This window comes from Enterococcus sp. AZ048, from assembly GCF_051715125.1.
In the GTDB taxonomy this organism is placed as follows: Bacteria; Bacillota; Bacilli; order Lactobacillales; family Enterococcaceae; genus Enterococcus_A; species Enterococcus_A gilvus.
The window spans coordinates 2,385,217-2,409,481 of record NZ_JBIOTD010000001.1; the positions used below are offsets into that span (position 1 = coordinate 2,385,217).

At 45.2% G+C, this 24,265-nt stretch carries 21 protein-coding genes and 1 other annotated feature (1 of these 22 cut by a window edge); of the genes, 10 read left to right on the top strand and 11 right to left on the bottom strand.

Annotated elements, in window-relative coordinates; all coding sequences use genetic code 11:
• Positions 1 to 164: a binding site (T-box leader), on the bottom strand (it extends 83 nt beyond the left edge of the window).
• Between the two features lie 99 nt (positions 165 to 263).
• From IGI66_RS11680 to IGI66_RS11695, 4 genes are all read right to left on the bottom strand, one after another.
• Positions 264 to 1,445, bottom strand: coding sequence for a DUF3089 domain-containing protein (locus IGI66_RS11680; RefSeq protein WP_438849095.1), 1,182 nt, complete (start codon positions 1,443 to 1,445; stop codon positions 264 to 266).
• Positions 1,446 to 1,618: 173 nt separating this feature from the next.
• On the bottom strand, positions 1,619 to 2,497 hold the full coding sequence (gene rsmA, locus IGI66_RS11685) for a 16S rRNA (adenine(1518)-N(6)/adenine(1519)-N(6))-dimethyltransferase RsmA (protein ID WP_438849096.1): 879 nt from the start codon (positions 2,495 to 2,497) through the stop codon (positions 1,619 to 1,621).
• Positions 2,494 to 3,057: a ribonuclease M5 gene (gene rnmV, locus IGI66_RS11690; RefSeq protein WP_010779717.1), complete on the bottom strand. Its 564-nt coding sequence runs from the start codon at positions 3,055 to 3,057 to the stop codon at positions 2,494 to 2,496. The genes rsmA and rnmV overlap by 4 nt, the downstream gene beginning before the upstream one ends.
• Positions 3,050 to 3,826, bottom strand: coding sequence for a TatD family hydrolase (locus tag IGI66_RS11695; RefSeq protein ID WP_438849097.1), 777 nt, complete (start codon positions 3,824 to 3,826; stop codon positions 3,050 to 3,052). The genes rnmV and IGI66_RS11695 overlap by 8 nt, the downstream gene beginning before the upstream one ends.
• A gap of 255 nt (positions 3,827 to 4,081) precedes the next feature.
• On the opposite strand from IGI66_RS11695, the gene IGI66_RS11700 reads away from it, so the two are divergent.
• Positions 4,082 to 4,678, top strand: a complete 597-nt coding sequence (locus IGI66_RS11700; RefSeq protein WP_010779715.1) for a hypothetical protein — start codon at positions 4,082 to 4,084, stop codon at positions 4,676 to 4,678.
• 130 nt (positions 4,679 to 4,808) lie between these two features.
• Complete coding sequence (locus IGI66_RS11705; protein WP_314578154.1) at positions 4,809 to 5,009, top strand: hypothetical protein; 201 nt, start codon at positions 4,809 to 4,811, stop codon at positions 5,007 to 5,009.
• Between the two features lie 104 nt (positions 5,010 to 5,113).
• Here IGI66_RS11705 and IGI66_RS11710 read toward each other — a convergent pair whose 3' ends face one another.
• The 3 genes from IGI66_RS11710 to IGI66_RS11720 all read right to left on the bottom strand — a co-directional run bounded on the left by IGI66_RS11710 (position 5,114) and on the right by IGI66_RS11720 (position 12,328).
• Positions 5,114 to 6,607: a helix-turn-helix domain-containing protein gene (locus tag IGI66_RS11710; RefSeq protein WP_114524954.1), complete on the bottom strand. Its 1,494-nt coding sequence runs from the start codon at positions 6,605 to 6,607 to the stop codon at positions 5,114 to 5,116.
• 600 nt (positions 6,608 to 7,207) lie between these two features.
• Positions 7,208 to 10,462: a SpaA isopeptide-forming pilin-related protein gene (locus tag IGI66_RS11715; RefSeq protein ID WP_438849098.1), complete on the bottom strand. Its 3,255-nt coding sequence runs from the start codon at positions 10,460 to 10,462 to the stop codon at positions 7,208 to 7,210.
• 405 nt (positions 10,463 to 10,867) lie between these two features.
• Positions 10,868 to 12,328, bottom strand: a complete 1,461-nt coding sequence (locus IGI66_RS11720) for an NAD-dependent succinate-semialdehyde dehydrogenase (RefSeq protein WP_438849099.1) — start codon at positions 12,326 to 12,328, stop codon at positions 10,868 to 10,870.
• 314 nt (positions 12,329 to 12,642) lie between these two features.
• On the opposite strand from IGI66_RS11720, the gene IGI66_RS11725 reads away from it, so the two are divergent.
• The 8 genes from IGI66_RS11725 (at position 12,643) to IGI66_RS11760 (ending at position 17,232) form a co-directional block, all read left to right on the top strand.
• Positions 12,643 to 13,602, top strand: coding sequence for a hypothetical protein (locus tag IGI66_RS11725; protein WP_438849100.1), 960 nt, complete (start codon positions 12,643 to 12,645; stop codon positions 13,600 to 13,602).
• A gap of 211 nt (positions 13,603 to 13,813) precedes the next feature.
• A complete protein-coding gene (locus tag IGI66_RS11730; protein WP_438849101.1) occupies positions 13,814 to 14,008 on the top strand; it encodes a hypothetical protein in 195 nt (64 codons plus the stop codon).
• A 260-nt stretch (positions 14,009 to 14,268) separates the two neighbouring features.
• On the top strand, positions 14,269 to 14,628 hold the full coding sequence (locus tag IGI66_RS11735; RefSeq protein WP_438849102.1) for a DUF1304 domain-containing protein: 360 nt from the start codon (positions 14,269 to 14,271) through the stop codon (positions 14,626 to 14,628).
• 52 nt (positions 14,629 to 14,680) lie between these two features.
• On the top strand, positions 14,681 to 15,190 hold the full coding sequence (locus IGI66_RS11740) for a GNAT family N-acetyltransferase (protein ID WP_438849103.1): 510 nt from the start codon (positions 14,681 to 14,683) through the stop codon (positions 15,188 to 15,190).
• Between the two features lie 141 nt (positions 15,191 to 15,331).
• A complete protein-coding gene (locus tag IGI66_RS11745) occupies positions 15,332 to 15,943 on the top strand; it encodes a Type 1 glutamine amidotransferase-like domain-containing protein (RefSeq protein ID WP_438849104.1) in 612 nt (203 codons plus the stop codon).
• A 66-nt stretch (positions 15,944 to 16,009) separates the two neighbouring features.
• Complete coding sequence (locus tag IGI66_RS11750; protein ID WP_438849105.1) at positions 16,010 to 16,498, top strand: MepB family protein; 489 nt, start codon at positions 16,010 to 16,012, stop codon at positions 16,496 to 16,498.
• A gap of 97 nt (positions 16,499 to 16,595) precedes the next feature.
• Positions 16,596 to 16,772: a hypothetical protein gene (locus IGI66_RS11755; RefSeq protein WP_438849106.1), complete on the top strand. Its 177-nt coding sequence runs from the start codon at positions 16,596 to 16,598 to the stop codon at positions 16,770 to 16,772.
• Positions 16,773 to 16,893: 121 nt separating this feature from the next.
• Positions 16,894 to 17,232, top strand: coding sequence for a RidA family protein (locus IGI66_RS11760; RefSeq protein ID WP_438849107.1), 339 nt, complete (start codon positions 16,894 to 16,896; stop codon positions 17,230 to 17,232).
• A 73-nt stretch (positions 17,233 to 17,305) separates the two neighbouring features.
• On the opposite strand, the gene IGI66_RS11765 is transcribed toward IGI66_RS11760, so the two are convergent.
• From IGI66_RS11765 to IGI66_RS11780, 4 genes are all read right to left on the bottom strand, one after another.
• Positions 17,306 to 17,623, bottom strand: coding sequence for a DUF4870 domain-containing protein (locus tag IGI66_RS11765; RefSeq protein ID WP_010779703.1), 318 nt, complete (start codon positions 17,621 to 17,623; stop codon positions 17,306 to 17,308).
• A gap of 225 nt (positions 17,624 to 17,848) precedes the next feature.
• A complete protein-coding gene (locus IGI66_RS11770) occupies positions 17,849 to 19,447 on the bottom strand; it encodes a SpaH/EbpB family LPXTG-anchored major pilin (RefSeq protein WP_438849108.1) in 1,599 nt (532 codons plus the stop codon).
• Positions 19,437 to 20,204: a pilin N-terminal domain-containing protein gene (locus IGI66_RS11775; RefSeq protein WP_431377801.1), complete on the bottom strand. Its 768-nt coding sequence runs from the start codon at positions 20,202 to 20,204 to the stop codon at positions 19,437 to 19,439. Before IGI66_RS11775 ends, IGI66_RS11770 begins: the two co-directional genes overlap by 11 nt.
• Positions 20,204 to 24,049, bottom strand: coding sequence for a SpaA isopeptide-forming pilin-related protein (locus IGI66_RS11780; RefSeq protein WP_438849109.1), 3,846 nt, complete (start codon positions 24,047 to 24,049; stop codon positions 20,204 to 20,206). The genes IGI66_RS11775 and IGI66_RS11780 overlap by 1 nt, the downstream gene beginning before the upstream one ends.
• Positions 24,050 to 24,265: the final 216 nt, after the last annotated feature.

A 24,265-nucleotide genomic window follows, 5' to 3' on the forward strand; every position in this document is an offset into this window, starting at 1 on the left:
GACTGGGAGACTCTTGTTGTTTAACGGAACATCCCGTACCTTCTTAATTAGTCAGAAGATCCACTCAAAAGCCATTTTCAAAACCATTCGTTTCCATCTCTTTTCAGCTGCCGAGACTCTCTGGGGGAAGGGATCGTTTCTACTTTCTTTCTCATCGTGTTTTAATATGATTGTAAATTAAGGATAGCGGGCAAAGGGCCGTTTGTCAAATTCTTTTTACAAAAAAACGGCCTCTCGATGTGATCGAAAGGTCGTTTTGCCACTTATTGCGCCGTTTGTTGATTTGGATCAACTGTTTGCGGGTCTTGCTGTGCCGGTTGCTGGTTGGCATCCGGTGTAGGTGTTTGAGTTGTTTTCTGCGGATGTGTAGCGAAATATTGTGCTTCACGGTTTTCAGCATTTTGCTGCAGGTTGTAATAGTAGAAACTGATGTCATTGTTCATGTACGAGCCTGCTGGATAAAGTTTTCGTGTGCTTTCCGGCATTTCATATTTTGCTTTGTCGACTGTGGAGGAAACGACGAGGCCGCGAGTGCCATCTACCGTCGCATCCGCAAGGTTCATCACTTTAGCATAGTCGCCGTTGTCATTGCGAACATAAGAGCCTAGATTTTCGTTTGCGGTCGCTGGCGTCCCATCGGTTCTCCAATTGATCGGATTGATGGCTAAGGCGCCTTCGTCCCAGGTTGGTAATTGTCCGTTAAAGTCTGGAGCAACAGTATTATAGGAAACAACGACACCGGTATCATCCGGGCCTGTCGCAAATTTGACCTGCGGATTGTCTGTCATTTCTTGTTGAGTGACCGATTGACCCAGTACATACGCGGCGATCATGCGGTCGCTCACGCCAGGGTGCTGTTTGAAATAATCATACATGATCGCTTTGATCATGCGGGCACCTTGCGAGTGTCCAACTAAAATGAAGGGACGGTTGTTGTTTTCGTGTTTGATATAGTAGTCAAAAGCGGCGATGACGTCTGCTTTTGGAATCCCGTCAACATACTCATTTTGTTCACTTTTTTGTTTTGAATACAGCCAGTTGGCATCTAATTGACGATAGTAAGGCGCGAAAATATTGCCGCTTGTGTCAAAGGCAGATCCTTGCGTCGCTAGAAATACTTGTGCGCCCGCACGCATCGTTGCGTTATCGATTTTAGCAACTGGTGAAGCATTGCTGTCTTTTTGTGCGTAAGCCGTCGGATACAACATGAAAACATCTGCTTGGCTGGTAATATCCGTTGGTTTTGATAACCAGTTGTCCGCATCGCTGTAGTCGCTGGCTTTGATCGTTTCGCCCGCTTTTTCTGGTTCTTTTGCTTTGATGCTCGCTTTGCGTGTTTCTTGTTTAGGTGAAGCTTCTTCGTTTCCGCTGAATGTCGTATATGCGTAGTAGCCGCCTGCACCCAGAACGAATACCACTAATAGTCCAATGATCAATTTTTTCATTGTGTCCTCCAAAAATACAAATTTATGTTCTCTATTATAGGTGAGTGGGGTTTTGTTTGACAAATTTACTGTGGATTTAATGAAAAAATAAAAAGAAAGCAACCACTCTCTCGCTTTTGGGATCGAAGGTTATCGGAAAAAACCTGTGACACATTTGCTGTCACAGGTCTTGCTTACTTATTCGCTTCCAGCGCATTCGATAATCTGGCAAACTCTTCCAGCGAGAGTGTTTCGCCTCGTCGCTTCGGATCAATTTCCGCTTGCTGCAGGCTGGTTTCTAGCCACGCTTTGGTCGCGTCGTCTTTGCCGTAAGTATTTAATAGATTGTTCCATAGCGTTTTGCGACGCAAAATGAAGGCCGACTTTGTTAGCTTGAAGAATTCTCTTTCATCCGTTACTTCTACCGCCGGTGTTTTGCGGCGAACCAGCCGCAAGATCGCTGAATCGACGTTGGGCTGCGGAATGAAGACGGTCTTCGGTACAATGAAGGCTGTCGTTGCTTCCATATAATATTGAACTGCAATGGACAAGGACCCATAGGCTTTGGTGCCTGGTTTTGCGGCGATGCGATCCGCGACCTCCCGTTGCATCATGACCACCATCTCATCGACAGCCAGTTCGGATTCCAAGATGTGCATCATGATCGGCGTCGTGATGTAATACGGTAGATTCGCCACGACTTTGATAGGCCCAGCTTGGTCAAAATACGCCGTTTCTTTTTTCAAATCGACTTTTAAAATGTCGTTATGGACGACACGGATGTTGTCATAAGGACTTAGCGTATCTGCTAAAACAGGGATCAGACGGTCATCGATCTCAAACGCGAGAACTTGATGCGCCGCGCGGGCCAAGTGTTCAGTCAATGCGCCGATTCCCGGTCCGACTTCGATCACGTTGGTGTGCTTGTCGATCTCGGCAGTGGCGACGATTTTTTGTAAAATATTGGGTTCGGTCAAAAAGTTCTGACCCAAGCTCTTTTTAAAGGAGAAGCCGTGCGTTTGCAGGATTTCTCGTGTTCGAGAAGGCGTTGCGATATCTTTGTGTTCGTTCAAGAAGTTTCCTCTACTTTCCTCATTGCCTCGTGCAGTTGTGCTTCGGTGATCCGAAACATCGTTAATCGTTTTTCTAATTGTTTGGCATTCGTATAGCCGATCTTCAGTTCGTCCCCTAAACGTTCTCGACGCTCACGGGCTTGAGCTCCCGCTATTAAACCATACTCCAAGAGTGTTTGTCTAGCTATTTTGGGCTCGTTGCTCTCCGCTGGCGTCACGACTTTGTGAAGGGCATCAATGATCGCTTCATCACTGGCGTGCTCGACACCAAGACTTGCCCCGCGTTTTTGCGGAGCCGCCATTCGCCGGGACAAAAAGGCGTGCTGGGCATCGGGGATCGCTTCCATGATCGTCTTGCGGATCTTCTCGCCCGAAAAGTCAGGATCGGTAAAAACGATCACGCCTCGTGTTGCCTGTGCATGCTCGATTTGTTCTAAAATCGCTTCATTAATGGCAGACCCTCGCGTCTCGATGGTATCGACATCGAAGACTTCCTTTAATCGCTTCGTATCATCCTTGCCTTCAACAACGATGATTTCTTCAATCTTTTCTTTAGTCATCGGCAGTGATCCTAAACAGGCGATGGGCATTTTGCGTCGTTTGATGTGCGACTTCCTCCATCGGCAAATTGCGCAATTCCGCGATTTTCTCCACCACGTAACGAGTGTAGCCTGGTTCATTGCGTTTGCCGCGGTACGGCATTGGCGCAAGGTACGGCGCGTCGGTCTCGACCAATAATTTATCCATTGGCACCACTGTCGCTGCTTCTTGAACATCCAGGGCTTTCTTAAAGGAAACCACACCTGAAAAAGAAACGTGCATCCCTAAATCTAAGAAGCGCTCCGCCCATTCACCGCTGCCGCTGAAGCTATGCATGATCCCGCCGATGTCGCGAATGTCTTCCTCTTTCAAAACCTTGTACGTATCCTCCAACGCTTCACGCGTGTGGATACTGATGGGCAGATTCATTTCCTTGGCGATCGCGATCTGACGACGAAACACCTTGTCTTGAACTTCTTTTGGATCTTCCATCCAGTGATAATCCAACCCGATCTCACCTAATGCCACCACTTTCGGCAGTGTCAATTTTTTGATCAAGTCTTCTTCAATGGCTTTCGTGTAGCTGCCCGCTTCTGTCGGGTGCCAGCCAATGATGGAATAGATCCCTTCATATTGCTGGTTCAGCTCTAAACTTTTCTCGATCGTCGGCGTATCAAAGCCGACAACAGCCATCTCCGTCACACCAAGCGCTCGTGCCCGTTCGACGGTTTCCGGGATCTCATTTTCAAATTGTTCCGCATTCAAATGCGTATGAGAATCAAAAATCATGTTCCTCTCCTCCAACTGTTAACAATAAAATGCTCGACGCTGCGAAAGCCTCAAACGTTGTTGTACGATTCTTTTTACTACTTGCTCACTCAAGTAGAACTGTCCCTACAATAGCACAAATCTCAAATTTTCTCATTCCTTATGAAAATCCGTCGAAAGTCGGATGTTTCTCCTCGGCTTTCTCTCTATACTAGGCACTAAGGATCGATACACGGACAATACGTGTCTATCGACGATTTAGAAAGAGGGGATCGTATGCCTAATTTTCAACAAGATTTTCCAAATGCTGCACGTTACTTGAAGCAACGGTATCCTGATAAGGAAGCCGTGAGCAGTTTTTGGCATTGGGCCACTTTGGCGTTGTTCGCTATTTTATGTATCGCGACCATTAAACAGCAATTATTACTGATCGGTGCCTTGATCCTTGTCGCAGCCTTACTCAAAGGACCGGGAATTTTACTTTTCGGCGCGCTTTATTCCTTTTTAGTCAGCCTGTTCCCACCAATCGGGATCGTTTTATCGGCACTGTTTTTCCTATTCAACCTGCGCTTATTGACCAAAAGCTGGCGTGTGAACCTGGTGACGTCTCTGTTCTACTTGTATCCGTTGGGCTTGAGTCTGCTCCGCTACTTTACCCATTGGGATGCTTCGTGGCAGATTGGACTAGAATTGTTGCCAGGATTATTGCTGCTTCATTTTGTCATGATGCAGGTTTATTATTTCCATCCAAGTGCCCGCCAAGTGGCCTGGACGGTTTTAGCTACACCTTTTGAATTGATCTCGCTAGTCTTACCTAAGCGCTTCAAAAAGCCGTTTCGGACGACCAGCGTTCCCAATCGACCAAAACGCTGAACAAAAAAATATCCTTCACGAAGACATCTCTTCAGGAAGGATATTTTTTTACTTTCAGCGAAGGCCCTCTGGTAAAATAAACGTGTAGCTGTTCGTCAGAAAGCCTTAGTTGATTGGAGGAGGGAACCTCATGATCGCAAAATACGAGTTGCCAGCAGATGAAGAACGATTGGCCAAAGCCTTTGAGGAATTAGGCCGCAATTTTTTTGACAAAGTCGACGCCAGGAATTTCACTCACGCTTACAAGATCTTGGATCAGTTGACAGCCCCTCGACAGACACTTCAGGAGACCATGTATACTGTAAAACCGAAAAAAATCCTTCGATCGTAAAAAAACAGGCGGCTAGAAAATCAATCGATTTTCTCACTGCCTATTTTTCTGGGGATGATCAGATCTTCTAACCCTTGACCTTTCTGGGGCAGCAACGGACCCTTTCAACCAGCCAGTTTACTAATGAGCTGTTGTAGTTGAAAGACATCCTGATTTGTCAGGAATGGGTCGATCACCACTGTTGGATACTCCTCCGGTACTTCTTCGACACTGCTCGATGTGATCAGTGCGTCATATTTTTCCAGCTCGGAACGATTGATGTTCACGTTGCTGAGTTTCTTTTCGACATAATGGACCTCAAAATTTCCGTAGATTTGATTTTCGATTTGATTGCCTAAGAAAAATTCTTCGGTCGGCGACAGCTCAGACAACAGCAGCAACTTCAACGGGCGGTCACAGCTTGCTAAGAGCGTCAAGCTTTGCGGCACCATCGTGATCAGGATGTACACGTAGTTCCAGATAAAGTCTTCTTCCTGATACATCTGATAGCGTCTGACAAAATACTCCACGATCTTCTTCACCTTTTTCACCGCCTGATCATGGGTCTCTGATAATTTTTCAAGGAAGATCCGCCGCTGACGGAACAGGATCTCGATCAATTGACCAGTAGGCTCATAGATCCGATGCTCATTCATCAAAACGACCGCCAATTCCTGCTTCTTCCCGTTGCCTAATGAGAAATTCAGCAGACTGTCGAATTCCTCCACCAGCTCCAAATGACGGTAATAATACTCCGCGTAGGTGTCCTCTTTTTTCAATGCGCTGTGGAGCTGCCCTTTGCCTGCCACCACCACATCGCCATAGGACAGCCAGAGACAGTCCTTGATTTTATCCGAAGACAGCTTCACGCGGAAAACTTCCATCGCCATTCTCTTGAAGGCATCCAATAGCTGTCTCTCCGGCAGCATCAAGTCACTGTCCAGCTCGGCTTTTGGATAAAAATGACCATTCTTGATCCGCCACAAGCTGATATACATGTTGTACCCGAGCCGCTTCCGCGAGATAAAGTTGTCCTCTAATTTATTTACTTGAATGAATTGATTTACCAGCTCTGTGATCGCCTTGATCTGAAATTCCTTCAAATCCCGATACAGCGAATCCAGACGGTCTGATTTTTCGATGAAGTAGCGGTAATACATGTGACGGATCACGCTCTCCTTGCCCTCAAGGCGCAACGGCCGATACTGCAAGGTGACGCCTGATTTGGTCAAGACGCTCTCGATCTTTTTGAGATTCCGCTGTGTTTTGGACGGACTCAAAAAGAGCTTTTTCGATAAATCAATGATGTTTTCGCATTCTTCATACAACAGCTCTTCGATTATCTGAAACTCTGGTGACTGCTGGATCGTGTCGGCATACAATCGGTTGATGCTGACATGCGATTTGATCTGCAACTGGTAAAGACCTTTATATTTTACGATTCGAAAGGCGTCTTGCTGACTATTGATCAGTTTGACATCCTTTAATAAAACCGACAACGAGCATTCCAACTCCTCTAATAACTGGTCACTGGATAGACCGACCCGACAGGCGTATAGTATCTCCACTAAACGCAGATGTCGAAGGTTACTAACCCCTAATATCTCTCTAAAATCCACATTTTCACCCTCTTTTTTAACTCCTCTGTGTACCCCACAAACAGTAACTAAAACATTCACGTCATTTGCGTATGAAGCAAAACCCCTTCAGCTTCACACATGCGTCATTTAGTAAAACTCTTATTGCCTGCGCCTTTGATTGCGCGACCACCTCCTTCGTATCAAGCGAGTGACAAAAGAAAAAGCCAAACAATAAAAGGGACTCGCTTATTGCTTCGGTTTATCCGTTGTCTCACTGTATATTCATGGTAACTGATATAATACATTTCTGCTTTTTGCCCCTTTTAAAAAAAGACCGTTATCTAAAGACAGATTGTATTTGTTCTAAAGAGGTATTTTTAAAAATCATTCGTTATTTAACTCACTTTCTAAATTTAAAATAAATTTTTTTAGAAACTAATAGTTGAATTTTTTTTGTTTTGTTTGAATAATTGATACTTCGCTCAGGTCTTCGAGAGAATAATCTACTTTTATCCGTATGTTTTCTGGATATTTTCCTAGATAAAATAATAAATCCTTCCTATTTCCCGCTTTTTAACATTCTGTGTACAAAAAAACAGCACTCGAATCAATTCGAGTGCTTTCAGAATGTTTTATTGCTTACGAGTTGGACCGTCTTTTCTCTACTACCAGCAGGAAACCTAATAATGAGAGGCCGACCATCCCGCAAGCGGCAATAAGAAGGTAGCGGGGCGTGGTTCCGCCGCCTCCCGTACTCGGCAATGTGCCTACGGGCGTATTTTTGACGGTGACAGTCATCTTGTTTTCACTCAAGGAGGCGCTGCCTGTGACCATGGGCTTGTTCTCTATCTCTCCAAACACCACGGAACCATCGGTATTGAGCGTGATCGTGAGAGGTTCTGTCATCCCCACGTACCCCTTGGGTGCATTTTCTTCGGTCAGGACATAGGTTCCTGGAATGAGATCAGTGAAGGTAAAGCTCGAGCCTGTCGAAATCTTTTTATTATACCCATTCGGTCCCGTCACGCTGAAGGTCGCCCCCTCTAGCGCAGCACCATTATGGTTCACTTTAGAAACAAGCAGGGTGAACGCCTGCAATTTATTTACGACGGTATGCGAGCCGCTTTGCCCCGCAACCTTCGCAATGACAGCAGTGCCCGAAGTATTTTCTGTCACATCGATCGTAAACGCCGACATCCTTTGGTGACCTGTCGGAACATGGGTTTCTTCGACAGTATAACTGCCGATGGGCAACCCTTCGATCCGTACGGTTCCGTCATCCGCTGGCTCCAGATTCGCGACAACGACTTTCTCTCCTAAGCCGTCTTTGGCCTGTCGGGTCACCTTGAACTTCGGTTTGTTCGCTCCTTTAAAGGCCGTCTGACCATCGTGGGAGAACTTCTTAAATGTATAATTCGTCGTCAGCAGCTTGTTGGTCATCGTTCCAGAAGCAGCGCCTAAACTGGCTTCCGTGAAAGTAGTCGGCGTATAGGTTGCCGCCGCATAGCCCTTTACTCGCTCCTTTTCGACGATCCGATACAAGGTGTCGCCGCCCATGACTGGATCAAATAGGGCTTTCCAGTTTCCAGCTTTGGTGACCTCTATTTGTTTCTCATCGACCCATTTTCCGCCGTCCTTTTTCTGTAAGACCGCCCCTACTTTATCCGGACGCAAGCCCCAGAAATCTGCTGCGCCACTCCGCGTATCCTCCCATTTCTTTTCAACAGGGACTTCTAAGGTTGGCCGATCATCCTTTTTACGAACCGAGGGAACCCCAAAGTCCAGTACGTCCGGCGAACGCTCCGACGAGGGCTCCAAGGTCGTTTGACCATTGGTTTGATACCATTTCCCAGGAACATAATTGGAATCGTCTGTTCGTAGTCTGACAGTGTAGTCGATCTGGATCTCCTGTCCTTTGAACAGATTTAAATTCTCTACTAAAAGTCGTCGTCTGTTGTCTTTTACATCGACCGTAGGAATCGGAAAGTCATTTCCTCCCGCGACTCTTTTGATCGTTGGTGTGCCGACCAAATCCACCATGTCCCCCAACGGATCGTTTATTTTTGCTTTACTGATACTCTGCGCAATCTCTTGGTACCAATTTTCGATGTAAGTCTCGATGTCGCTCGTGCTTCCTTTTTGGAAAAAGTAATCGTTTTGATTGCTTAACGAACCGGTAGCATTCGCTTTTCTGCTGGCCATTCGATACATTCCTTGAACGATTTCACTTTCACTATGCCCTTCCCCTGTCTCTCTTTTGATATTCACAGCAATCGTATGAATCTCTGCACCATCTTCTTTTATGTCCTTCGCCGCTGAATTCGCAATCGTCAAATGACTCCAAATCGTTTGTCCGCCATAGACCGTTCCTTGGTTAAATTTCGTTTTTGGCGAAGTCGCCCCTAAAGCCAAGCCGTCTTTGTAATAGCTGCCGCTTTTATCATCTGATTTCAAGACCCGAACCTTATCAAAATACATCTCCGAATCATAGGCCGTCTGCAGCGGTTTCCAGCTTCGATTTGGCGCGCCATCGGTGAAAATCATTAACATTTTTTTCCGATTATACGTCTTCCCGGCGGCTGTATCGGCTTTTTCAGCTTTTTTAAAGAGCTCATTTGCTTCGACAAGCCCCCGTTGGGTGAATGTCCCGCCGCCGCCAGCATAGACGCCATATCCTTGATCCCCATAAATCGTCTTCCAGGTCTCCGTATTGTCCGTCAATTGCGTAGTAAAGCTGCCGTTTCCATATCCTTCATCTTCGTATCCAGCAAAGGAATGCCCTCCTAGACGAATGTTTGCCTTGCCTGTTTTTCTTAAGGTCACAAGCTTATCGACTAATTTTTTAACCATCTCTAGTGATATTTGCTTCGTTGTTTGATACCCAGGCCCTGAATTCAGCGATTTTGAATTATCCAGCAGCAAGACAATATCCAGCCCCGGCTCGTAATTCGTCTGCCCGCGAACATTCAATCGGACGTTGAACTCATCGTCTTTATCCGTTGCCATCGCGAGTTTACGGATCGACAAACTGGCTTTGTCCGCCACATCCTGATTGTAGCCATAGTGAATGTAAGAATTGGTCAAATTAGGACTTCCCGTATTCCAACTTGTTTTTCCGTCCCAACCGGCGACATTTTCTACTCCTCCTTGATGGTTCAAGACATTCTCTGAATTCGTCGGCTTCCATGAATGTATGGGATAGGTTCCCTTTTGCGGATCTGTTGGCGTATACTCTGGATTTTTATTGGTGTATAACGGCAGATTCTGCGTCAACCCTTTCGCGCCGCTGCGCAAACTCAGCCCATCGTTCGCCGCCTGACTGGCTTTTACCGTTGGACCAACGAATGAAGAATACGTCGTTTCATTGGATCTTTGAGCGGTGGTGGATTCTTTCACAGCATCATTCTTCTCTAACGTTAGCTTGCAGCGAACCTCTTTAGGAAGCAGATTTTCCTTGATCGTTGTTTTGCCATCTTCCTCTGCCTGTTCATCCAGCTGGACCGTGAGGAAAAGCTCCTTGATTTTTTTTGGCAATTTGACGGAAAGCGTCTGTTTGGCTGATGAGGCATATGCAGTCTCCACAAACCATTCTTCGTCCTCTTCCATTCCCTCCACATCTAGATGGGTCCTCTTTTGGCCCGTCTCATCTGTCAGCTTCAGCTTGAGCCGCTGCTGGCGGTCCGCTTTTTTCGAGGCTCGCTCGATCTTTACATACCACACATTTTCTGAGGCTTGTTTCTCCACATGATAGGAACACGTAATCAGTAAATCGTTTTGATTATATAGTTCTATCTCTTGCTCCTCCGCCTTAACAGTGATTCCCCCGATAAAAAGGCTGGAACAATAGGAAAAAAGCATCATTAGTAATGTCAGTACCCGCATCTTTTTAGTCACTTTCATCCCCCCATAGTTTTTCTTCTCAGTATTAGTTTAATCGAAAAGAGGGCGGCCTGTTTTTGTGCTTCTTTTACCATTTAGCGTTTTTTTAAAGAATATAAGTAGCGAGTAATCGGCGTATTTCAGATTATAATTAATTTAGATAGTCTGCGATTTTAGTTATTTAACGCCTTTTTTTAACTGTTTCTAGTCTTTTTGAGTATTTATAAAGTTAATTTAATTTAAACATATAGAAAAGACCGGCTTTTCTCGCCAATAAGAACCTCTTTTTTTCATATTTTCTCTTAGTTGCAAAAACCCTCTTGTTTTGCTCTCAATAGTCCTAAGCAATCACTTGAAAAATCCCCGCAAAAAAAACCGACAACTCCATTGGAATTGTCGGTTTCCTACTATATAAAGGGGTTATTTCGCTGTGCGAATGTTGACGAATTTCACTTCGACGTATTCTTCCACACCGTATGTGCCGTTCTCGCGACCAAAGCCAGAGTGCTTCACGCCGCCGAATGGGGTTGCGGAATTCGAAATATCGGTATCGTTCACACCCACCATCCCATATTGCAGCTTGTTGCTGACATTGTCGATGGTATGGATATTTGTCGCAAAGAAGTAAGAGGCCAATCCGAATTCTGTATCGTTCGCATCTTTGATGACTTCTTCTTCGTCTTCAAACGTGATCAATGGAATGACAGGGCCAAAGGTTTCTTTATAGAAGATGTCCATTTCTTTCGTGACACCGTCTAGGATCGTCGGCTCAAAGAAGTTCCCATTTGCGTACTCGCCGTCTTCCAGCTTGTGTCCGCCTGCTAAGACCTTCGCGCCTTTGTCCGTCGCATCCTTCAACTGCTCCACGACTTTTTCGACGCCGTCTTTATTGATCAATGGGCCAACGGTCGTATCGTCTAAGCCATTGCCTACCGTTACTTCTTTGATTGCTTCCACTAAACGATTCGTCACGTCTTCTTTAATGTCTTTGTGGATAAAGATTCTATTTGGTGACGTGCAGACTTGCCCGTTGTTGATAAATTTCGTTTGGATCAGCGTATCCACCGCTCGTTCGATGTCCGCATCTGGGAAAATGATGTACGGTGCGTGTCCGCCTAATTCCATTGAAACATTCTTCAATGTAGGTGCTGCTTGTTCATTCAGCGTTTGCCCTACTTCAGTCGAACCGGTAAAGGTGATTTTTTGAACATCGTCTGATTCTGACAATACTTGTCCGATCGTGGAGGAATCCCCCATCACGATATTCACGACACCTTCAGGAAAGCCTGCCTTGTCGAACAATTCCATCAACGCCAATGCAGAAAGCGGCGTATCCTTTGATGGCTTTAAAATCACGGTACAGCCGGCCGCGATCGCCGGAGAGATTTTCCGAATGATCATATTTGACGGGAAGTTCCATGGGGTGATCGCGCCAACGACACCTACCGCTTGTTTGCGCACCTGCCACTGGTTCGTAGCTGGTGATGGGACGATCTCGCCAAGCACTCGCTGTCCTTCTGCCGCATTCCACCGCAGATTCTCCACGTTTGTTTGGATCTCACCTTTTGCTTGTGTTAGGGGTTTCCCTTGTTCCATCGTCATAATGGTCGCTAAACGATCCGCGTCTTCTTCCACGAGATCCGCCATTTTATTCATTAATTCAGCCCGTTCTGCCGCGGATTTGCGTGTCCATTCAGGAAACGCCTTGTTCGCTGCTTCGATCGATGCGTGCACTTCTTTTTCACCGCCGACATGAACCTCTGCTAAGGTTTCCCCCGTCGCAGGATTGGTCACGGGTTCCGTGCCTTCTGAGCCTTCCACCCATTTACCGTTAATATAGAGACGTGTTTCGACTGCTGGTAATCCTTGATGTTTTGCCATGTGTCTAATTTCCTCCTATTTTCTCATGTGTGGTAGTGATTCTATTCCTTCGACAGCCTGATTTTCCCGCTGCCTACTACATGATTCACCCTAACACGGATAAAATCAAAGCTCAAAAAATCGGCTTGTTATAGAAAAAACTTAGAACAAACTAACGAAAAAGACGCGAGACCTAAAAAAAAATTATGCAAAAGTATTAATTTATTGAAAAAAGTAGGCAAACTCATGAAAGGGTTTTCGTTGTATGATAGCAGTATAGAAAAAACACTAATGAAAAAAAATCCAGCAATTACGCAGCCAAAGGAGAAGCCACTATGACCATCAAGCCACTAGAAAGAAGACAGCTTTTTACCATGAAAAGAACCAGCCTTGAAAAACGAGTGAATGCCTATTACAAAGAAAGCCAACACGCCGACAATGTCATTGAGTACGCAGTCGCGATTCTTGTCCGCAACAGTCTCACACTAGGCGGCTTCTCTATGATGTTTCCAGAGCTCATCCGCTCGATTTACCTAACTGCCAAACAATCAGATACTTTGCGCACTTTTCTGCCCTATTTCCGCAGCTACTTCCAGCAAAACGAGTGGGAATCCGTGTGCACGCGCCTGTTCACGGATAAAACACACTACCGCCAACTCACCAAAACAGCCGTTGCCGCCATCGACTATCTTGTCCTCGATGCCCCAGAGAAGGAGCCCAGTGATCCTAGTGTCACCTATAATACCCACACCGTCTTTCGCACCAGCGCCGGAAGAAAACAGACATGGGTGCTGAAAAATACCGATCCGACAAAATCAGCCGACGCACTTAGCAGCTTAATGACGATCCTGACCACCCTATCGATTTTTGAATCCAACGGGATCAATCGTTTCGCAGAATTTGTCGCGGGGGATACTTACGAAGTGAAACACCTCGGTCATTTTGGCGAGGAAAAGAAAGAACCTGCGGGCAAAGCGGTCAAAAAAGCGACAACGAAAAAAGCCCCTGTCCCCGTCAACAAAGCGGTCGAAGCAACCTCTGCCCCAGCAACAACCAACGTCATGGAGAAAGAAGAAACCTATGACGCGCATCGGAAAAAACGCGCCCTTGAAAAAGCGACGCTGCCGCCATCGCCTCCATCTAAGGCCTTCATAGGCAATTCAAGTAAGGAGCACCTGCATAAAATAGCCGACGCCCCAGCAGATCCATCAGTCTCTGTATCTGATCATGCCCCGCTCCCCGCGTCGCCAGATAAAACCTTTTTTGACAAATTATTGCAGATGATCAAACTGTAACGTGCCCTTTTTCAATTTTTTAACTACCCCACGTTTATTTGTGCTGCTTAAAAATAGAAATCAAGGCGCATCCTCTGCAAAAACCTCAATAAAAATAAGAAGAAATCCCCGAATAGCGCTTATAAATGCACAGTAAATAAAAAGAGCATTTACTTTGTAATCGTTTTATTGTTATACTCTTCTCATAAATAAATAACTGAGGTGATTTAAGTTGAACTTCTTTTTTTATTGCGATACACCCACACGCACGAATGAACACTTGATCCATACGGATACTTGCGATTTCTTACCAGAAGTTTCTGAACGGAGTTTGATCGGAAAGGCCACGACCTATGAAGAGGCCTTGAGCATCGCCAAAACAGAAGCTCCGGACAAACATTTTTCCTCCTGTGAAGAGTGTTGCTGATTGACCAGCTCTAACGGGAACAAGGCGTGCCTGGTATTTTTCTCGCAAGAACTTGTTTCACTTTTCATCCTCATGATGCTTTTTTAATGAGGCGTATTTTTGCCCCCTACTCCTTTAGACCCTTCAAGCAGCGAGTCCTTCGCTGCTTATTTTTTATGTCATTGGTATAGTCGTGTTTTTCTCTCCGAGTTATTCGTTGACCGAATATTATTTCTTTACTATAATTTCAATTACAATGTTTATTTTAAGGAGAATGAATCATGTCATTACTAACAACAATCCTAACGCTGTTGGTTGCACTGGAATTTTTTTATATTATGTATTTAGAAACTTTTGCTACTACCTCAAAAGCTACCAGCAAGGTATTTCGGATGTCGAAGGACGAGCTAAATAGAAAATCTGTCGCTACCCTCTTCAAAAATCAAGGAATCTATAATGGTCTACTTGGAATTGGTCTGATCTACAGTATTTTTTCATCCAACGCTTCAGTAGAGATCAATCGATTGATCCTTTGCTACATCATTTTAGTTGCCTTGTACGGCAGCCTGACCAGCGATAAAAAAATAATCGTTACTCAAGGCGGACTTGCTATCTTGACGTTGCTTACCACTTTCTTTTAAACAAGCACTGTCATAGCGAGCCCCCAATAACAGTCAAAGGAGCAAAGAATTCATGCGGAACATTTTGTCATTTACGCTAAAGGAACAACCAACAGAACCTTCTCTTTGCGCCTTGCCTGAGGGGTATCACTTGGCACCGTTGGACAGCCAAGAGCAACGCCTCGCAAAATTATTGTATGACTCTTTTAAAGATTCCCTCGATGATCAAGGAGAGTCTCTGGAGGAATGGGAAACCGAAGTCGCTTCCACGATGACGGGTAAATACGGAGAAATTCTCCCTTCTTTATCCTTTAATCTCTTCCACGGAGAAACGCTGATCGGCACATTGATCACTTCCTTGTTTCGTGGAATCCCGTTGATTCTTTACGTCGCCATCCATCCAACGCAGCAAGGAAACGGTCTTGCGAGGCAATTGATCCAGCAGGCAAAAGAAGAACTAAAAAAGTCGAAGCAGCATCAGGAGCTTTTCTTGGTTGTCGCAGCCAAGAACATCCCCGCTTACCGTTTATACAAAACGATCGGTTTCGTCGAACGCGGGACGAACTGGGACGACATTCTATAAAAATAGCCGATAAATAAGTGGTCTGTAAAAACTACTTTATCGATCGGCTATTTTTTTTGCCCGCAAACCGAACATACGTTTGATAAAATTAGTTATAACTGCTATTATATAATCAACTATAAATAAGAAAGAGGTTTTTTTATGATGACGATGTTCTTAGCTTCTTCCTTTTCGGATGTAGAAGCGAAATTTGCCGCGTATTTGAAGCAATTTCCCTATAACAAAAGCGTAACCTTTATCCCAACCGCCAGTTTCGTCGAGGAAGTAGATTTTTTTGTCGAGGAGGCCTTAGAGATTTTCAAGCGACTTCAGTTTACGATCGATGTAGTGGATATTTCTTCCGAATCTCCCGAAGTTATCGCGCACATGTTACAAAAAAATGAGGTGATCTATATCTCAGGGGGCAATACGTTCTATTTGCTGGAACAATTGTATCGCTCCGGGACGTTTGCGGTTTTGATCGAACAAATAAAGGCTGGAAAAATGTACATCGGTGAATCTGCCGGTGCCGTGATCACTTCCGCCGCGATCGATTATATTTCTCCTTTAGACGACCGCTCTAAAGCCTCTTCTTTACAGTCAACGCAAGGGCTGAACGTGATTCCTTATTACCCGCTGCCCCATTATAAAGAAGAACCCTTTGCAGAGATCACAACGACGATTGTTGAAAACAATCAGGATAAAAAAGATTTGATCCCACTTAAAAATGATGAAGTACTCCTGGTCAATGGAACGACATTTGAAGTGATCTAAATTTTTGGAGGAGACTTCGTACGAGGAGTGTCTGGTACGCTCGTTTATTCGTCAGGAGGAAAAAACTTGTACGCTTCACTCACTTATTTAAATAACCAATTGATCAAAGGCAGCCGCCAGCATCTCCAGTTAGAAAAACAAAATGACGCCTACGAAGGTGCCACCTTTTCGCTAGTGGGAACGTCCTTCCGCAGCCGACGTGGGAAATTAACGCCCAAGAAGAAGGGCTATTTTGTCGCTTTTTGGGAAAAAGATCCCACCGGAACGAACCATCCCTTCTCCTATGAGGACAGTCCCGAAAAAGTGATCGTTACGGTCCTTGATGCTCCCTTCTCTGGGCATTTTATTTTTCCTAAAAAACGATTGTTGGAAAAAGGAATCCTGAAAGGACCCGACACAAAAGGAAAAATGGCATTGCGTGTTTATCCGACATGGGAACAGGGACTAAATAAAACGGCACGCATGACCCAAAGCTGGCAAATAGAATACTTTACGGATACCTCAGAAAATCGAGGCGTCGAAAAGAAGTCTCTGCTTGATGGGATAGATAAGTAATTTTTTGGTCAGATAAACAAAATAGTTGTCAGCAAAATGATTGAATCCTTTTTTCGGATATCCTATACTTAATGAACTAATTAAGGGGGCGATTCATTTGAGTCTAAAACAAGCAAATTTAGGCATTGCAATCACATCGATCATTCTATTGTTCTTTTTTGGACTTTCAATATATACATCCAATTGGTATTTTCTTGTTGGGGCTACAGGGGCATTTGGTACTCTTTTTTATTACATTGCCGCCCGCTTTGTTGCCACGCAAAAAAAACCATAGTGTGTGTCACTTCGGTCTCTTCCATGAGACTTTTTTTTATTAAAAATCGTTCGTGATCGTGTGCGTTCAATGATTCTCCTGTGTGATTTCCGCTTACGATACGAATACAAGGAGTGTTTTTATGGCTATTTATTCTGACAGCATTATTACCGATTCATCGTTACTGATTATTTCTGGGCAAACACCTCAAAAGGACACCTTCATTCCAGAAGACATTACCGAACAACTAAAAATCGTTGTCGGAAAAATCGCTTCCTTAATAGACGATAACGGCGCGCGTTCGGAGAACATCGTTAAAATGAACGTCTACCTGACCGATGCAGCCTTTTTGGAGCCCCTTCGAACGGCCTTAGTAAACTTTTACGGAGAAAACAAACCTGCGATGACAGTAGTGATCGTCGCAGGTTTGGTAAATCCCAAGTTCAAGGTAGAGATAGATGCCACCGTTGCACTTAAATAGCTGGAAATTCATTTCCCCCAAACAAAAAGAGCCGACAGAATTTTGTCCGCTCTTTTTTCTATTCTATTCACGACTATCCCATGAAGCATTTTATTCCCTTTACAATATTGTAAACAGCTAGACTGACATCCACTAAACCGACGATGCCCAATAAAACCACACCGACATAGCCGGTTGATTGCGGATCATTCGTTAAAAGTCCGGTGAATCCAAGAATGACTGTAACGATTGCTGTCAATAGAACGGGGATCAAATGTAATTTTAATGCGTTCATGGCGTGTCCCTTTACATCTAGATCCTGACTCGCGATCCATACGATCAATGGAAAAAGGATTGGGGCAAAAACAATCGAGATATACGACAGGCCATTCAATAATTTTCGTTCGTTCATTGTATTTCCTCCTACATACTGTGTTTCGTTTCTACAAGTAGTTTAGCGAAAGAAACTGTTGTAAAAACGACCAACTATGTCGAGTAATGCGACACAGTTGATTCGTTTAGACAAGAGGAATGAACGCTAGCCCATGTTTAGAGGAACTAAAGGAGCCTGTGGGTTTAAAAATAAACTTACAAAAAAACGAGCAGAGGGCCCTCGCCTTCTGCTCGTTTCTTTTACTTATGCTTCAAATTGTACACGACGGTAGCGAACGATTGCTGCGCCCATCAAGCCAAGACCGATCACGATGAAGGCAATGATCCCCATCCCACCAGTTGATGGTAGCGAGCCGCCTTTTGTCACGTTTTCGATTTCTTGTGCTGCTGCGTTGAATGAGCCTTTCGCAACAGTGAATTCTACGTCGTTTTGTAATTTAGAGTAGCCATTTGGTGCTTTTGTTTCACGTAGGTAGTATGTGCCGTATTCAAGACCTGTTACTTGGAAACGACCATCTGCGCCGGAAACATATTTTGTTGCAGTTGCGTAATCTTCGTTTGCACCGACTGCTGTCCAAGTCATAGACGTTGCATCGGCTGTCAGGTAGTGATCGACTCCATTGATTTCACGGATCACAACGAACTCAGCACCTGGCAATGCTTCTTTTGAAGAACCATCTGTGTATTTGAAGAATTTCTTCCCGCCTGTTGTGATTGGAGGAACGACTGGGTCATTTGTCTTCACTTCGTCTGACCCGCCGTCGTGGTTCATCGTAACAGTGAATTCATTGTTGATGTCCAAGTCTACAGGTGTTTCTTCGGTGAATGAAACCGTGTAGTAGATCGTCATCATTTTGCCTGCATATTGACTCAAGTAGTTCGCTGTTGCTGCACCTGCTGTACCGGTCAAGTTCATCGCCACATCGAAGCCAGCATAGCCAGAGAAATCTGCCCCATCATTTGTATAGGTCGTTGTCGCATAAGGTGCTCCTAAGAATTCTGCGGCGTTGATTGGTGTGCCATTCATGGTGATTTGACTGATCTCTTCAAATTTCACACCTGTTTGGTCCACCGCATCGCTGAAGTCTAATTTGCTGTAGCGAGGCGTCCCGTTCGGCAAGATGTCGCCGATTTGGCTAGGAATTTGGAACGTAGCACGGTAATAGATTTCTTGACCTACTTCAAAGTCGTAAGCGCCATTTGGACGTGGCGGCAATGGATCACCGTTTTCGTCTACTAATTCTTTTTTAGGTTTTTCAGTTTCTACTTTGTTTTTTGGATACAAGTGAATGTTTGTCAATTCAGTATTGCTGTCTTTCATTGGCAACATCAAGATCAGTTTGTACGAACCGATCACAACGCCTGTTTGTGCATGCTCTTCAAAGTAATAAACTTTGTACGAACCATCAGCATTTTTCGCTGGCAGGTTGGCAAAATTCGCTTCGCCGTTTGCGTCTGTTGTTTGATCAGAGCCGACTTTTGTCGCATTGGCTGCGTTCGTCAAGTCAAACTGATCCATGATCAATTTTGCTTTGGCATTGTATTCTGCATCGGTCTCTGTTCCATCTAATGTCGCGTCTAATTCGCTGTAGAAATCTTCCGTGATGTCCCATGCTGAGAAAGTCACGCCCTGGAAGCCTTCGTAGCGATCAAATTCGCTCATTTCTTTCCCGGTATTTTCAAGACTGCTATTTGGAAACTCGTCCATTTTTTTCTTGTGTAACGTCACATTGACTGAATCTGCGGCATGCGCACTGTCTCCTCCGCCTAGCACCCCTGCTAGTAAAGGAACCATGCAGACCAATGCGGTCAAGATCGCAACCCATTTTTTCTTATTTTTCATTGTTTTTTTCCCCCTTGTTTTTGTTTAATCCAAACAACCCAACAGCCATTAGCAACAACCCTAGAAAGCAATAATTCCGAATCAACTCATTTGTAGAAGGAAGTTCCTTTCCTGGATAACGTTTCGGTCCCTCCCCTCCATCACTTGGTGGATCAACTGGTATTTTCCTTGGTCCTGAGCTATCTGTTACCGGCGGTTCTGTCGGTGTCGTTGGTGTCGTTGGTGTCGTCGGTGGTGGTTCTGTTGTTGGTGTCGTCGGTATCTCGTCGTACTTGCAGTTAAAGAGCAAGTGTCCGTATTCCACTGTCGAATCAGCCATTCGCTGCGGCAGATAAACGATGATCGGCAGCATATGATACTTCCCTGTTTCACCAGAGGAAAGGATCAAATACGCCGCGTCTTTGTCGTTTTGGAAACGCGGAAGCTGGAGCGTGGTGCTCCCGGCATCATCGAGTCCGAGTGATGCGCCATTGATTTTGCGCAGCGCCTCGTCCTTCACAAATGCCTGCAATTTTTCTTTCGACGAATACGTATCTAAGATGTATCTTTTATCATCTTTTTCACTACTTGCTCGTTTGCTGCGCCATTCGGTCAGGTCGTAAACATCCAACGTGATGCCCTCGGTCCCTTCATAGGCGAAGCCTTTTTCGTCTCGTGTATTGATCTGTACTTCCACTTGACCTTCCTCTGCAAAAGCAGTAACCCCCATGTTACAAATCCCCAGAATCAGTCCCAAGAGCAGAATCATTTTTTTCATTACGATCCCCTCCTCTTAGTGTGAAGCCAGTAGAGGCTGCCTAGCAGTCCTCCCGCTGTTGAAATAACCCCGATTGCTACTTTGAAGAACATCGCCGTGCCCGATCCGCCAGTACTTGGCATCGGTCCTGCGCCGCGCTTCTTGTTTGTGACAGTCAGTTGAATAAGGTTGGTATTGCCGATGCCGCCTGTGCCGCTGACATTCGGATTTGATTGGACAGTGACATTTCCAGTCTGTGAGATACTGATTCTCACGGTGCCGCTCATTCCTTGGTACCCCGTTGGAACGACCGTTTCCGAGAGACTGTATTCCCCTGGTCGCAATCCGGTAAAGTCGAAATACGGCCCGTCCGCTTTGGTCTGATCATAGCTGTTTCCGATCAATCTGAAGCTTGCTCCGCGAAGGACGTTCCCTGCTTGATCGACTTTCTTGATCTTCAAGGTAAAGTCAGCCAGCTTGTTTGTGACTTTATAAGGCGACGCTTTACCATTTAACGTGATCGTTACCGCCGTGCCCGCTGTGTTTTCCACCGCACGAAGGTCGATATCTGCCATTTTTTCATACCCTGCCGGCACATACGATTCTTCGACGATGAAGTCCCCCACCGGAATGTTGCTGATGGTTACCTCACCACTCGCGTTTGGTTCGAGATCAGTCGCCAATACTTTGCCGTCTGATTTGCGTTTCACAGAGAATTTCGGCTTGTCGCCGCTAAACGGTGTCTTGCCGTCTTCTTTGTACTTGATGATCACAGCCGTGCCCGTCAACAATTTGTTCGTTAATTTGATACCGCCTGCCGGCAATGTCGCCGCGGTAAAGCTATCGGTGTAGTTGTAGGTCGGCTTGGCATACCCTGGTGCCCGCGTTTCTTCAACAACTCGATAGACCGTCGATCCCCCTTCTAGATTCTTGAAGGTTTCCTTCCAGGCATTTGGCGTCGTTAAGATCTTTTGCTCCACCTGTTCCCACGAACTGCCATTTTTCCGTTGCAGATTCACTCGGATGTACATTTGGCGCAGACCCCAATAATTGTCGGTTCCTTGTACTTTGTCTGACCAGATTTTTTCCACTGGAATCTCTAGATCTTTTGCTAATTTGTTGACGACCTTGTAAGGAGACGATTTTCCATTCAGTGTGATCGTCAAGTCGTTGCCAGCACTGGTTTCCACCGCTTTGAGTTCGATGTTCTCCATCTTGGCATAGCCCTTTGGTACATAGGACTCTTCGACGATGAAATCCCCCATCGGAATCCCTTCGATCGTTACTTGACCATCCGCATCTGGCTCAAGATCGGTCGCCAGCACCTTGCCGTCTGACTTGCGCCGCACCGAGAATTTCGGCTTGTCGCTGCTAAACGGTGTTTTGCCATCTTCTTTGTACTTGCAAATAACTGCCTTTCCCGTCAGCAATTTATTTGTGATGAGAACTCCTTTGCTCGGCAATGTTTTCTCGGTAAATTCATCGACGTTGGCTGCTGGTTTGGCATACCCGGATGTTCGCGACAGCTCAAGAACTCTGTAGACGCGTGTACCGCCGTCTGCTTCAAACATCGCCTTCCAGTTCGTTGCCCCAGTCAATGTCTTCGTCTCAACATCTACCCATGTATTCCCACTTTTTCGTTGCAATACCACGTTCACAGAACCGGCTCTATGACCCCAATAGTTTTCCGATCCCTTTTGTTTATCTGACCAGATCTTTTCGACCGGGATACAGATTTTTTTGCTCTTTTTCCGAACAGAAGGCACCCCAAATTCGAGGACATCGTTTGTCCGCTCTGGTGTCGGTTCGAGTGTTGTTTTTCCATTTGTTTGGTACCAGATGTTGTCTTCATAATCCTTGTGATCCGTTTTCAGCCGGACCTTGTACTCCAGTTGGACCTCTTGCTGCCCGTAAAGATTGATATTGTTGACCTTGATCGTTCGGTTCTCAACCTTTGGATTCGTCGGCAATTTGTTTGTTTCGATCGCAGGCACACCCGATTTTTTGATTTCTTTGATCGTCGGTGTCCCCACTAATTCAAACATCTCACCGATCGGGTCTTCGATCTTTCCTTTATCGACTGTTTGAATGACTGACGTGAACCAATCATCGAAGGAAATATCAAAGTCTCCTGCCGTATTCGCATGATAGAATTGATAATCGTTTTGGGAATTCCCTGTCGCATTCGCCTTTTTCGACGCAATGCGGTACAGCCCCGTGATCAATTCATCCGTCGTATGACGTTCTTCGGGAATGACGTTCGCTTTGATATTGATCGCGATCGTATTGATTTCCATCCCCTGTTCTTTGATATCCGCCGCGGTTGAATTGACAGGTGTCAAATGACTATAGAGACAATGCCCATCCCTCATTTGATACCCATAAGAGATCTTCGTCGGTGAGTAACTGTCCCATGGTCCTTTTGAGTCCAGGTCACTTCCAGTAGCGATACTGCCGTAACTCGTGATTCTCAGGCCGTCATAATAGATCGAAGGATCCGACACTGCATTGAGGGGGACCGCACTGTAGTTAGGCGTCCCATCGGTCAATAGAAAAATCACTTTCCGGCGATTGGTACCGCTGGCGTTGTTCAACATTGTCTGGGCATTCATCAGTGCCTTTTGAGTATAAGTATTCCCATAAGGTTCAGAATTACTGTAAGTTCTTACCAAGTTGTTCCAATTGTTCTCGTTACTCGACATCGGCACCGTCTCGTTTGAAAAGCCGTAGCCTTCAGAAGAGGAATAAACGATCCCGCCGATCCGTAGACTGTCTGTTTCAGGATTTGCAGATCTGAATTTATCCACCAGCTTTTGTAACGAATTGACTGCCAGTCGCTTTCTCGTCATGCCGCCGATGTTTCCTTTTGGTTCCTTCATTGATGAGGAATTATCCAGCACAAAACAAACATCTACCCCTGGCTTCGGAATGGTGCTCCCGCGAACATTCAGACGGACGTTGAATTCGTCTTCTTTAGATGTTTCACTCGCATATTTACGCATCGAAATATTGGGCTTGGTTCTTTCCACACCGTATGTGATATACGATTTCGTGCGGTCATCCGACGAAACATCCCAACTCGTCAGACCATCCCAGCCGCTGTCCTTTTCATACCCGCCTTGATGATTGCGGACATTGGATTGCCCAGTCGGCGTCCAGTAACAATTTGGATAGAGGCCATCGTCGTCGATATAGACCGGTTTCTTGTTGGTATATTTCGGCGGGTCCATTCGAAGCAGCCCGTTGGCAGGGACCGCCGTTGCCGGCACTGGCACCGTGTCTTCCGGTTTTGGACCAATAACTTCTTCCGCGCTTGCTTTGACTTCTTTTTGGCTCTCCGAAGTCTGTGCTGTTTTTTTCGATGTACGTTTCTCGGTGTTTGCCTTCAACACAAAAGGCTCGTCGCTATCCAAGATATTTTCTTGTATTTTCGCCGTCTGCTCTTTTGTTGCTTGGGAAAGGGTCTGCTCATCCATTTGCACATCTAAATAGAGTTTTTGAACCGTTTTGGGCAATTCAAAAACGAGCTGTCCTTCCATGGATGACGAAAATTCTTTTTCTATCAGCCATCCATCTTTTTCATTCATGCCTTTTATTGTCGGATAGGTTATCACATTTCCTTTCTCATTGGATACTTTCATTTTGAGACGTTGGTCGCTCGTTTTGTCTTGACTTCGCCTGTCGAAGGTGATGCGCCAACGATTGGTGTCATCCTGTGGCTCGTATTCATAGGCGACCGACAGGAATTTCTCATCGATCAGCGACGTCTTCGTTGTTTCAGCATGCGCGGTCACCAGTGACGGGATCGTCTCAGCAATAAAAGAAAACAGCAGAACAATTAACATGAGTAAGTGTTTCTTTCTCATTACATGATTTCCTCCTTTCAAAATTTTTTCACCCACTCTCCCTTCCACGTACCAACATAATAACTGATATCATTTTTATTCGCTTATTGTGTTTTTTTATATTTTTTAGTTATTCAAAATAGATATTTTATTGTTGTTTTCCGTCTTTTTGTATTTTTTAATGTTATCCCAACCAATTACTTAATTTGAAATAAAGAATAATAAAGTTTGAATGTC

What these genes read in the sequence shown, in the direction of transcription:
- IGI66_RS11680 (WP_438849095.1), bottom strand. Translation starts at nt 1,445, where the DNA reads ATGAAAAAATTGATCATTGGACTATTAGTGGTATTCGTTCTGGGTGCA.
- rnmV (WP_010779717.1), bottom strand. Translation starts at nt 3,057, where the DNA reads ATGACTAAAGAAAAGATTGAAGAAATCATCGTTGTTGAAGGCAAGGAT.
- IGI66_RS11695 (WP_438849097.1), bottom strand. Translation starts at nt 3,826, where the DNA reads ATGATTTTTGATTCTCATACGCATTTGAATGCGGAACAATTTGAAAAT.
- IGI66_RS11700 (WP_010779715.1), top strand. Translation starts at nt 4,082, where the DNA reads ATGCCTAATTTTCAACAAGATTTTCCAAATGCTGCACGTTACTTGAAG.
- IGI66_RS11705 (WP_314578154.1), top strand. Translation starts at nt 4,809, where the DNA reads ATGATCGCAAAATACGAGTTGCCAGCAGATGAAGAACGATTGGCCAAA.
- IGI66_RS11720 (WP_438849099.1), bottom strand. Translation starts at nt 12,328, where the DNA reads ATGGCAAAACATCAAGGATTACCAGCAGTCGAAACACGTCTCTATATT.
- IGI66_RS11725 (WP_438849100.1), top strand. Translation starts at nt 12,643, where the DNA reads ATGACCATCAAGCCACTAGAAAGAAGACAGCTTTTTACCATGAAAAGA.
- IGI66_RS11735 (WP_438849102.1), top strand. Translation starts at nt 14,269, where the DNA reads ATGTCATTACTAACAACAATCCTAACGCTGTTGGTTGCACTGGAATTT.
- IGI66_RS11740 (WP_438849103.1), top strand. Translation starts at nt 14,681, where the DNA reads ATGCGGAACATTTTGTCATTTACGCTAAAGGAACAACCAACAGAACCT.
- IGI66_RS11745 (WP_438849104.1), top strand. Translation starts at nt 15,332, where the DNA reads ATGATGACGATGTTCTTAGCTTCTTCCTTTTCGGATGTAGAAGCGAAA.
- IGI66_RS11760 (WP_438849107.1), top strand. Translation starts at nt 16,894, where the DNA reads ATGGCTATTTATTCTGACAGCATTATTACCGATTCATCGTTACTGATT.
- IGI66_RS11765 (WP_010779703.1), bottom strand. Translation starts at nt 17,623, where the DNA reads ATGAACGAACGAAAATTATTGAATGGCCTGTCGTATATCTCGATTGTT.
- IGI66_RS11770 (WP_438849108.1), bottom strand. Translation starts at nt 19,447, where the DNA reads ATGAAAAATAAGAAAAAATGGGTTGCGATCTTGACCGCATTGGTCTGC.
- IGI66_RS11775 (WP_431377801.1), bottom strand. Translation starts at nt 20,204, where the DNA reads ATGAAAAAAATGATTCTGCTCTTGGGACTGATTCTGGGGATTTGTAAC.
- IGI66_RS11780 (WP_438849109.1), bottom strand. Translation starts at nt 24,049, where the DNA reads ATGAGAAAGAAACACTTACTCATGTTAATTGTTCTGCTGTTTTCTTTT.